The following is a 10,309-nucleotide window of genomic DNA, read 5'->3' on the forward strand; positions in this document are numbered from 1 at the left end:
GACGGAGAAATTCTGGCATCTAGTAATTATAAAGGCACGGTAAAGTTAGTAAATCTGAAAAATAATTTAGTATCAATTATTAAGACAAAGCATAAAGGCTACTTAAATACTATCGCCTTTAGCAAGGATGGTAAAATTATAGCGTCTGGAGGTGAAGATGGAACAATAGAATTATGGAAAGTAAAAGATATTATTTCAGGATTAAAATTGCCAGATGAACCATTGGAAATTATCAAAGGTTCTGAAAATCAAGTTCAGTATATTAGTTTCAACCCCCAGATAAGTAATGAATTAATTTCTGGAAATGCCGATACAACAGTAAGGATTTGGCAAATTATTTCAGATAAAAGTAAAAATCAAAAAATGCCGAAACTTGATAATATTATTATGTATAGTTGCGAGCGAGGAAGTAATTATATTGATATGCATAAACAAAAAGATAAAGATTTAGAAAAAATTAGTGATTTTTGTATAAAGCAAAAAAAGCAAAATAGTATTCTAAATAATTGAAAAATCACCTATGTGGCGAGCGCAAATCGCACAATGATTAGGTTGAGATGATCAAACACAAATTAAAAAAGCTAATAATTAATTATTACTAGGAGGGCTAATGGATACAAGTGAAGCAGGGTTAAAAATTTTACAGTTTGCTTTAGACGGTTCTTCTGTGGATAAACCAAATTCAGAAGAAAGAATAAAAACGTACTTTAGTTATCTAAAGGAAATACAGGAAAAAATTTTGAAATCAGAATCTATTTTCAGGGTAGTGGAATGTGATCCAAATCAACCTGATTATAGAGAGTGTCTAGCAAGAAATCAAAAACTTAGAGAACGGATCGTTAACTTCTCAATGATAAGCACACCCAGTAATGTATTAACAGGAATGAGTATTAAAGAAAAAATTGATATTTTGTTAAAGGAATACGATGAGATTTGTAAACAGATGGATACAGCCTCAGAATTTTTTAAAGTTTCTGAGTGAAAAGGAGATTTATTTTGTTTTGTTTGAGCAGCATAAGATACTTTAGCATCACAGAAACTATAGCAAAATATGTGTTTACTAGATTTACAGACGACATAAAGAGGAATAGAGAGCAAAGAAGCATTGGTAATAATTAATACGTTGTCGAGGGATCGATTATTAGTGATAGCACTAAGGAAGTCGGCGCAATTAAAGGTAACTGGCTAAGGCTGTCATTTGTCATTGTTCATTAGTAAGGGTTTTAACGAACTTTGGGGGTTTAAGTCCCCAGCAATATAGGCAGTGCGTTTTGTGTCGGGGTCTAAATAAGAGTCACTTTCACGTAATTGCGAATTGGTTTAAGCCTATTTACGTTTCGTAACATACTTGGTTTTTTTCACACCAACTTACTTAATATCCAAAAATCGTAATTATAAAATTCATCCGAAAGAATTCAGATGATCCCCCTTACCTATGGTGGCAGACAGTCCTAAACTGAGAGTGAGAGTTGAAAGGCAGTCGGGAGAAATTTTGTGAAAAGAGTTTTATCAATCATTCTTGGTGGTGGCGCGGGTACTCGGCTTTACCCGTTAACCAAACTCCGCGCTAAACCAGCAGTACCAGTGGCGGGGAAGTATCGCTTAATCGATATCCCTGTCAGTAACTGCATTAATTCCGAAATATTCAAAATCTACGTCCTGACACAATTCAACTCAGCTTCTCTGAATCGCCATATCGCCCGCACCTATAACTTTAGTGGCTTCAACGAAGGCTTTGTGGAAGTCTTAGCTGCACAGCAAACGCCAGAAAACCCTAACTGGTTCCAAGGTACAGCCGATGCTGTGCGTCAGTATCTGTGGCTGTTGGAAGAATGGGATGCAGAGGAATATCTGATCCTCTCAGGAGATCACCTCTACCGCATGGATTACCGCCTGTTTATCCAGCGCCATAGAGAAACAAATGCTGATATTACTCTCTCGGTCATTCCCATTGATGAGCGCCGTGCCTCAGATTTTGGTTTAATGAAAATTGACGATTCTGGTAGGGTAATTGACTTTAGCGAAAAACCCAAAGGCGAAGCTTTAACCAAAATGCGTGTCGATACCACTATCCTGGGATTGACAAAAGAACAAGCCCAATCGCAGCCCTACATCGCTTCGATGGGGATTTATGTCTTTAAAAAAGATGTTTTGATCAAGTTGTTGAAAGAATCTTTAGAACGGACAGATTTCGGCAAAGAAATTATTCCTGACGCCTCTAAAGATTACAACGTTCAAGCTTATCTATTTGAGGACTACTGGGAAGATATTGGAACAATCGAGGCATTTTATCATGCAAATCTAGCGCTGACTCAGCAACCTCAGCCACCCTTTAGTTTCTACGATGAACAAGCGCCAATTTATACCCGCCCCCGTTACTTACCTCCGAGTAAACTACTAGATTGCCAGGTAACAGAATCAATTATCGGCGAAGGTTGCATTTTGAAAAATTGCCGCATTCAACATTCAGTTTTGGGAGTGCGATCGCGGATTGAATCTGGCTGTATCATCGAAGAATCTTTGCTCATGGGTGCAGATTTTTACCAAGCTTCTGTGGAACGCCAATGTAGCTTAGTAGAAAATGACATTCCCGTAGGTATCGGTACAGACACGATCATTCGCGGTGCGATCATTGATAAAAATGCCCGCATCGGTCACGATGTCAAAATTATTAATAAAGATAATGTGCAAGAAGCTGAACGCGAAAGTCAAGGTTTCTACATTCGCAGTGGCATTGTTGTCGTGTTGAAAAATGCTGTAATTTACGATGGAACAATCATTTAATAGTTAGGAGTTAGGAGTTAGGAGTTAGGAGTTAGGAGTTGGGAGTTGGGAGTTGGGAGTTGGGAGTTGGGAGTTTGGAGTTAGGAGTTAGGAGTTGGGAGTTGGGAGTTGGGAGTTGGGAGTTGGGAGTTGGGAGTTAATGACTAAAAATTCTGATTACTCCTCACTCCTCAGTTTTAATTCTTCACTCCTAACTTCTCACTCCTCACTTTTTTTACTAATTGGTCTTCCAGGTAGCGGTAAGTCAACTTTGGCAAAATATTTACTTGCAGAATGCCCCCAGGTGTCGCTGATTTCTACGGATGCCATCCGGGGGCAATTATTCGGTTCTCAAGGGGTTCAGGGGCCGTGGCTGCTGATTTGGCGGGAAGTAAAACGACAATTTCAGGAAACTATTTTTACAGGTAGAACGGCAATTTTTGATGCCACTAATGCCCAGCGCCGTCAGCGTCGTGAGGTCATTGCTTTAGCTCGTGACTTGGGCTTTACCCACATTACGGCAATTTGGGTGGATACACCAGTTTGGCTGTGTTTGGCACGCAATAAAAGGCGATCGCGCCAGGTTCCTGAAGAAATTATCTTGCGGATGCACCGCCAACTCCGGGATGCTCCTCCAAGCCTGGAAGAAGGACTAGACAATCTGATCCGCTTATCAGAAAAATTGGAGTACGGAAATTGCGATCACTCAATGAGCGAGAACCACACTTGATTTTCTATATTCTTTGTTAATTTAAAGTCAGATTCTTTTCGCTTGGCATTATACCGGGCAAACTAATATCTCTTCTCTTAAAAAAAAACATAACGGGAATTTCTATAGGAGGCTGGTAGATGGCTGCAACCGACTTCAAAGACTATTACGCTATTTTGGGAGTTAGTAAGACTGCCAGTCCGGAGGAAATTAAACAAGCCTTTCGTAAACTAGCTCGCAAATATCACCCTGATGTCAACCCAAACAATAAACAGGCAGAGGCACGCTTCAAAGAGGTTAGCGAAGCCTACGAGGTTGTATCAGACTCAGATAAACGCAAAAAGTACGACCAATTCGGCCAATATTGGAAACAGGCTGGTGAAGGTTTTCCATCTGGCGGCGTTGGCGCTGACATGGGTAACTTTGACTTCAGTCAATACGGCAATTTTGATGAATTCATCAATGAGTTGCTAGGACGCTTTGGTGGTGCTACCCCTCGCAGTGAACGACAAAGTTATTCTTACAGCACTTCTTCTAGATCTGCCCCAAGTGGTTTTGCTGGCTTTAACGATTTTGGGTTTCAAGATGCAGGTGGGGGTACTACTCAGGATAGTGAAGCTACAATTACTCTAACTTTTGCTGAAGCATTTAATGGTGTGCAAAAGCGCTTTAGTTTAGGTAACGAAACAATTGATGTTCGTATCCCATCTGGAGCTAAACCTGGTACTCGCTTGCGCGTGCGGGGTAAAGGTCAAATCAACCCGATGACTCAACAACGAGGAGATTTGTATTTAAAAGTCGAACTTACTCCACACTCGTTCTTCCAAATGGAAGGCGATAATCTTGTTTGCGAAGTGGCAATTACACCAGATGAAGCGACTCTGGGAGCGTCTATTGATGTACCCACCCCCGATGGCTCAGTTAATGTCAAACTACCAGCAGGAGTACGTTCTGGTCAATCTCTGCGTTTACGTGGCAAAGGTTGGCCCCTCGCCAAGGGTGAACGCGGCGATCAGTTGGTGAAAGTGGCGATCGTTCCACCAAAAGACCTCAGCCAACAAGAGCGGGAATATTATGAAAAAATCCGGGCTATACGTACTTATAATCCCCGCAGTCATTTGAACCAAGTCAGGCTGTAACGCATTGCCCACGCATATAATGCAATACGCTTGGGTTAAGGGTAAACCCGGATTACTCACAAGTTTTGCGTAGCTTGCCAACCTAGGGATCGCTATTACCAAACCTTTATCAGGCTTAGATTTTGAGCGTTTTAGACACTGCATAAATCACAGCAGTATGTGAACGGGGTATTTGATCTCAAGTCTAAGTGGCATAAGCGTTTTGGGCTAATCGTTTAAACCTTTGTGAGAAATCCGGGTAAAGCTGTTTGCCAAAGTCAATTTTTTTAACGAACTTTGGGGGTTTAAGTCCCCAGCAATATAGGCAGCGCGTTTTGTGTCGGGGTCTAAATCCCCGTCACAAAACGTAATTGCGAATGGGCGAAAAAGCGAATTGCGAATTGGTTTAACTACTCCCTTCCCCCTAGAAGATTACCTATTGATTTTTCTCTCTCTTCCTTGGTGTCCTTGGCGTCCTTGGCGGTTCGTAAAAAAAAATTAGGTATTCTTCTGGCGGGAAGGGAGTAGGACTTACGCAACTGGCATATTATTTTTAGTTTGTAGTGAGGACTTTAGTCCTCGAAATCGGGGCTGAAGCCCTTACTACAAACTAAAAGCTTTTATTTTTTGTGACACTTGCGTAAGTCCTAATTATGTTAGGATTGACACTCTCTGACCTAAAGGTACGGAGATTCTTAAGAGATTACGCTCTTAATATCCTGATTTCTCAGGTACGCGCAGCTGACCACGTTTGCCCTATAGGGCGTAGTCATATCTCCTCAAGAGTTTTTTGGGCGTAGACTTTCCCCCAGTCCGGGGGTAGGTTTTTAAATCTTGTAAGGAAAATAAGTATCACTGAAACGCTTAGGCGATCAGGGTTTCAGCCTTAGCACACAATTTTTCTGTCTTGGCATGGTGATACCTGATGTGATAATTTTCAAACTAACCTGCCGAATAGACATCTGGTGAAAAAGTAGAGACGTAGCACTGCTACGTCTCTACAAGGGTTCTGCGTAAGGCATATTTAATTTCACCAGATGTCTAATGTAGATTTATATCAGGCTTGATTATTGAAAATCCAAAATAGAATAACCTCCTGGCAGATTGAACCAGGAGAGTTGAAAAAAATTGATTCGATTCATCTTTACAAGCGTTGTAGCAGGCTCAAACCGTGGGTATCAGTACCACAGGTATTGAAAAGAAAGTATTCATCAGCCAACTTTTGCACTTGTTCTGATTCCAATATGCTTGGTTTCCAGGGGTTAGGGTTATTGTAGGCATAGAAAGTTTCCACGCCATCGATACCCTTTTGGGCCGCAGCTGGAATTAATTCCAAATGCGATCGCTTGTAACGAGCTGGATGAGCCAGAACAGCTAATCCCCCAGCTTCATGAATAGCGGCAATCACCTTACTTGCCTGATATTCTTGGCCTGTAGTCGCCCTTCTTTGGAGATAGGGTTTCATACTAGGGTGTTCTGGTATAAAGGCGTAAGCCAAAATGTGAACTTCTATATCCAAAAGGTTGGCATTAATTTCCACGCCACTCCACAGGTGAGGAGTGCTTGCACCAGGATTACTCCACTTCCAGTCTTCTAACCAAGTAAGGGCCGCTTGATAGCCGATAATACCATGATGATCGGTGATGGCTAACCCTTTTAGCCCAATGGCGATCGCCTGTTCCATCAGTCCACTCGGCTGCAACCTCCCATCCGAATACACAGTGTGCATATGAAAGTTGAATAACCGTGGACAACTATGTGCATCAATGTTATGGAATACTTGCTTCAAAAGTTCTGTGGAAGCAGTAGTCCGGGCCAAATTTACAGCCATAACCCCCTCGGAACAAAAATATATATTTCTAACACACTAAAACGCCATATCTAGAGATAAGAAAGACCCCAATAATAAAAATTAGTGTTGGTTGCTACTTTCTCAGCTTGATCAGCAAATTTTCCAATATGTTAAGACTACGTTAGCAAATCTTAACCTCCGTAGTCATGGGTGTTTGGTACTACTTAAAATTTAAGTGGTAATAAATGTTGCATCCATAATTTCATCAATAGGCTTAGATCTCTCTGCTAAATGACTTAGATAGTAAAGGCTTAGTAGAGCAATTATCCTACTAAGGCGGAAATTCAACTTTAATTAATGTGTAAAAGTTTTAATGTATCTCCGTAACTACCCTTAGAGGTTATCAGTAATGACTTGAGCGAAATAGTTTCAAAAAACTGGCGATCGCTCACGAATCACTATACCCCTCGCGCAATCCCAAAAGAATCTCCCTTCAACGTCACTCCAAGTGGTTCTACCACTACTTCGCGGCTAAGGGACGCTTCAACTCTTCCGGCAATCACAGCCATCAGCTTATGTTCTTTTGCGAGTCGAAGGATCCTCTCTGCATCTTGCTGCGACTCTGTGTAGAATGCAAACCCTGCACCGTAATTGAAGACCGAAAGCATCGTCTCAGCCCCGCCCTGAAGATGACCTTCAACAAAGGTAAATATCTCCGGTACTGGGAGCATCCTTTCGATGACATACCGGAGCGGCTTCACCGACCGCATCAGCTTTTGCCAGCCATGACCAGTAATGTTCTCCATCGCAGTGGGACGAATTCCCTCGTCAAGCACCGCCTGTACAAGGGGCGTGTACAGATAGGACGCAGCATTCATCGCTTCCCAGAACTCCTGCCCACTTGGAAGTTTTGTTCTGTAGCCATCAGGGAGGGACTCAGCGAGCTTTCGCAGTGGAGTAAAGCCGTTCTCATGGGGCCCCGAACTCTCGACGAGAACAATGGTATTCCCGGCATCTAGACGCGAGCTATCAATGGGAGCGATACCAGCCGGCATAACCCCAAAAACCGAGCCTGCGATATCGAGTCGGCCTGAAATCATCTTAGTTTTTAGTTGAGGAGTTTCCCCTGAGAGATAAACACACCCTACTCGTTTGCACCCCTCAACCACTCCATCCAAAAACCCATCAAGGAAAGCGGGAGTGAAAATCGTTTCAGGAGTACTCGACGGCAAATAAAGACCAAGAAGTATAGTCTGCATACCGGAAGTTGCGGCATCATTGGTCAGACACGAGATCAGCTTGATACCAATGTTCCACCAAAATCGTCGAAGTTCCTCTTCGGAAAGGTCGTCAGGCCGGGTATCGTCTGCGGTGCCAAGTCCTTCAGGTACAAGTGTCATAGAAAGTTCTCTAGCCCCTGCTTCTACAAAGGCTGCGAGGTTGAAGCTGAAAGCATTAGCGCTTGCTCCAAGACCCGACGCGGGCACAATGCCATAAGCGCTTGCAAAGCCAAGTGTGCGTTTTGCAGCTTCGATGAAGCGTCGTTTTGCGGCATCGAGAGTATCGTAATCGACTTGATCGAGAGCTTGAGACATCAGGTTGCGTTTTAAGTTAAAAGTTAGGAGTTAGGAGTTAAAAGTTAGGAGTTAGGAGTTTGGAGTTTGGAGTTAAAAGTTAGGAGTTTGGAGTTTGGAGTGAGGAGTTAAGAAAACTCATAACTCCTCACTCCTCACTTTAAAATACCTCATCTTCAATACCGCGCCACCATTCCCCCAAATTCATTAAGTCTTGGTAAATATCTTCTAATTCTTTGGTGTAAACATCGTTTGTAAGGGTGGCTCGACGTTCTTGCAATTTTTTGAGGCGCAGTTGTACTAATATCCAAGGTTTGCTAATGCTATTCGTTGCTTCGATGTATTGCGCTAGTTCTTTACTATCCATATACTTTTATATTTTAATGTTACTATTTTATCTCTCAAGATGCTGAAAACCTCCAATTGCGTGTATGTTTCAGTGCTATTGAAGAGATCGGGCATTAGGATGCAATCACACTAAGTACAATATTTCATAAATTCGTAGCGAATTCTCTTTGCGTTCCTACCCTACGGGAAGGCGAAGCGCCTATGCGGTTCCCTTTGCGTTCCTACCCTGCGGGAAGGCGAACGCGAGTGCGTCTGGTAGAGTTGCGCCTATGCGTTTAAATTTCAACCCTCAATTGACCACAATTTTATGCTGCATCTGTACTAAGCTAATCGTCATTCACTTTTCCAGACTGATTCGGTTGTAGTGAGCGGCTCTATCCCTGGTATTATGCAACTTAAATGCTCATTAGCTTAGGAGCAAGACTTGCTGCAATTTCTCCCTTTCTGTCGCGGGAAGGGGGTTAGGTTTTTCGTGGGTTTTTCCACATAACCTGAATAGTCAGCTTCGCAATCCCCTCTAGCTAATTAAAAACAGCCACGACTACTGTTGTGGCTGTTAATAATGTTAATAAGTCGCGTCAATTAATTAAGCTTTAGCTAAGTTTTCAGCAACAAAGTCCCAGTTCACCAACTGTTCTAGGAAATTCTTGATGAACGCTGGACGGGCGTTTTTGTAGTCAATGTAATAGGCGTGTTCCCAAACATCTAAGGTTAAGAGTGCCTTCTGACCATAAGCTAGGGGATTCTCTGCATTTGGTGTCTTAATCACCTTTAAAGTGCCACCATCATCAATCAACCAAGACCATCCACTGCCGAATTGAGTTGCGGCGGCGTTAGAGAACTCTTCCTTGAATTTGTCGAGGCTGCCAAAATCTTGATCAATCTTGGCTGCAAGTTCACCAGTCGGTGCGCCGCCACCTGCTGGCTTCAAGGAACTCCAAAAGAAGGTGTGGTTCCAAACTTGAGCAGCATTGTTGAAGATTCCCGCTTTCGAGGAGTCTTTGAAAGAAATTTTGATTACTTCTTCCAGAGACTTATCAGCAAGTTCAGTACCTTCAGTGAGCTTGTTAAGGTTGTCTACATAAGCTTTGTGATGCTTACCATAGTGATACTCGAAGGTTTCAGCTTTCATGCCATATGGCTCTAGAGCATTAACGTCGAAGGGTAGGGGGGGCTGTACAAATGCCATTGTGTCAAATCCTCTCTTTAGCGGTTTCCAGTTTTAAGCTATTGCAGAAGCTTAGAAAATTAGCAGTTTTTATTTTTGGCAGTTTTATGTCTTTCATAATGAAACATAAAACTTAACATCGTCATTCTACTACCAAAGTGAAGATAAAAACAAAGTCTTCCTCTAATAAGTCAAATCGCTAGGGAATAATGGCTATAAATAAAAATGGCTAATATTTCATAGTTCAAGACCCATATTGCAATCTGATTTCAAACACATCAATCGTAAGGCTTATATTTCGGAATTCTCTAATAAGTCGCAGACTTCTTTGTTCAAAAATAATTCAGGATTGCTATAGAAATCCGGTTTGATTTGGAGAAATTATTTGCCTAGGGAGGGAACAGGGAATAGGAAAGAAGAGAATTAGAGGTGTACGGGCTTTTTTCAAAAATCAAATATGAGTCCTATGTGAGAATTAATTCAAGCTTTGAACACTTCTACCTTTAGTAAGATTAATTAACTTTGGCTATGAGAAGCGTTTGGCTTATAGTCTGCCCTGCTTACAAAGCACAAAAAGAAACTAATGAGACACTTTACTCTATTTACTTTTCTGTATTTAGTGGTGGGAGTTTGTCTAACGGCGATCGCACTTGGGCATCGTGACATTACTCCAAACCATAAAACAACGCTGCTAGTTAATGCTGGACTGTTATAGTTCCAAATCGCATAGTCAAATATAGTCAGACTTATGCAACGTCGGCTTTAAGCAACCCTACTTTCAGCATGGACACGCTTGAATAGTGGAGTTATCCGCCTTGGATGTACTACCAGACATCC

General features: G+C 42.0%; 10 protein-coding genes. 6 read left to right on the forward strand and 4 right to left on the reverse strand.

Translation table 11 applies throughout. From position 1 onward, the window contains the following. The 5 genes from LC605_RS28165 to LC605_RS28185 form a co-directional block, all read left to right on the forward strand. The coding region (locus LC605_RS28165) for a WD40 repeat domain-containing protein (protein WP_369010374.1) at nucleotides 1-510 on the forward strand (510 nt) is incomplete at its 5' end. A 100-nt stretch (nucleotides 511-610) separates the two neighbouring features. Then, nucleotides 611-982: a hypothetical protein gene (locus LC605_RS28170; protein WP_229550751.1), complete on the forward strand. Its 372-nt coding sequence runs from the start codon at nucleotides 611-613 to the stop codon at nucleotides 980-982. Between the two features lie 512 nt (nucleotides 983-1,494). Further along, nucleotides 1,495-2,784 carry a glucose-1-phosphate adenylyltransferase gene (locus tag LC605_RS28175; RefSeq protein ID WP_229550752.1) on the forward strand — a complete coding sequence of 430 codons (1,290 nt, stop codon included), beginning with the start codon at nucleotides 1,495-1,497 and terminating at the stop codon, nucleotides 2,782-2,784. A 139-nt stretch (nucleotides 2,785-2,923) separates the two neighbouring features. Further along, nucleotides 2,924-3,493, forward strand: coding sequence for an AAA family ATPase (locus tag LC605_RS28180; protein WP_229550753.1), 570 nt, complete (start codon nucleotides 2,924-2,926; stop codon nucleotides 3,491-3,493). Between the two features lie 119 nt (nucleotides 3,494-3,612). Next, entirely contained in the window at nucleotides 3,613-4,611 is a 999-nt protein-coding gene (locus LC605_RS28185) for a DnaJ C-terminal domain-containing protein (RefSeq protein WP_229550754.1), read from the forward strand. Between the two features lie 1,123 nt (nucleotides 4,612-5,734). On the opposite strand, the gene LC605_RS28190 is transcribed toward LC605_RS28185, so the two are convergent. The 4 genes from LC605_RS28190 to LC605_RS28205 form a co-directional block, all read right to left on the reverse strand. Beyond that, on the reverse strand, nucleotides 5,735-6,421 hold the full coding sequence (locus LC605_RS28190; protein ID WP_229550755.1) for a PHP domain-containing protein: 687 nt from the start codon (nucleotides 6,419-6,421) through the stop codon (nucleotides 5,735-5,737). 419 nt (nucleotides 6,422-6,840) lie between these two features. Beyond that, nucleotides 6,841-7,977, reverse strand: a complete 1,137-nt coding sequence (locus tag LC605_RS28195) for an AIR synthase related protein (RefSeq protein WP_229550756.1) — start codon at nucleotides 7,975-7,977, stop codon at nucleotides 6,841-6,843. Between the two features lie 139 nt (nucleotides 7,978-8,116). Beyond that, nucleotides 8,117-8,323: a hypothetical protein gene (locus LC605_RS28200; protein ID WP_229550757.1), complete on the reverse strand. Its 207-nt coding sequence runs from the start codon at nucleotides 8,321-8,323 to the stop codon at nucleotides 8,117-8,119. 567 nt (nucleotides 8,324-8,890) lie between these two features. Further along, the gene (locus LC605_RS28205; RefSeq protein WP_229550758.1) at nucleotides 8,891-9,493 is read right to left on the reverse strand and encodes a superoxide dismutase; all 603 of its coding nucleotides are present in this window, start codon (nucleotides 9,491-9,493) and stop codon (nucleotides 8,891-8,893) included. Nucleotides 9,494-10,055: 562 nt separating this feature from the next. Between LC605_RS28205 and LC605_RS33175 the strand changes: the two genes are divergently transcribed. After that, nucleotides 10,056-10,187, forward strand: coding sequence for a hypothetical protein (locus LC605_RS33175; protein ID WP_267868694.1), 132 nt, complete (start codon nucleotides 10,056-10,058; stop codon nucleotides 10,185-10,187). Nucleotides 10,188-10,309 lie beyond the last annotated feature (122 nt).

The organism is Nostoc sp. CHAB 5836, assembly GCF_020829445.1.
GTDB lineage: Bacteria > Cyanobacteriota > Cyanobacteriia > Cyanobacteriales > Nostocaceae > Nostoc.

Bases quoted from the DNA above. Each gene is read 5' to 3' on its own strand.
- LC605_RS28170 (WP_229550751.1), top strand. From the start codon at position 611: ATGGATACAAGTGAAGCAGGGTTAAAAATTTTACAGTTTGCTTTAGAC.
- LC605_RS28180 (WP_229550753.1), top strand. From the start codon at position 2,924: ATGACTAAAAATTCTGATTACTCCTCACTCCTCAGTTTTAATTCTTCA.
- LC605_RS28185 (WP_229550754.1), top strand. From the start codon at position 3,613: ATGGCTGCAACCGACTTCAAAGACTATTACGCTATTTTGGGAGTTAGT.
- LC605_RS28190 (WP_229550755.1), bottom strand. From the start codon at position 6,421: ATGGCTGTAAATTTGGCCCGGACTACTGCTTCCACAGAACTTTTGAAG.
- LC605_RS28195 (WP_229550756.1), bottom strand. From the start codon at position 7,977: ATGTCTCAAGCTCTCGATCAAGTCGATTACGATACTCTCGATGCCGCA.
- LC605_RS28200 (WP_229550757.1), bottom strand. From the start codon at position 8,323: ATGGATAGTAAAGAACTAGCGCAATACATCGAAGCAACGAATAGCATT.
- LC605_RS28205 (WP_229550758.1), bottom strand. From the start codon at position 9,493: ATGGCATTTGTACAGCCCCCCCTACCCTTCGACGTTAATGCTCTAGAG.
- LC605_RS33175 (WP_267868694.1), top strand. From the start codon at position 10,056: ATGAGACACTTTACTCTATTTACTTTTCTGTATTTAGTGGTGGGAGTT.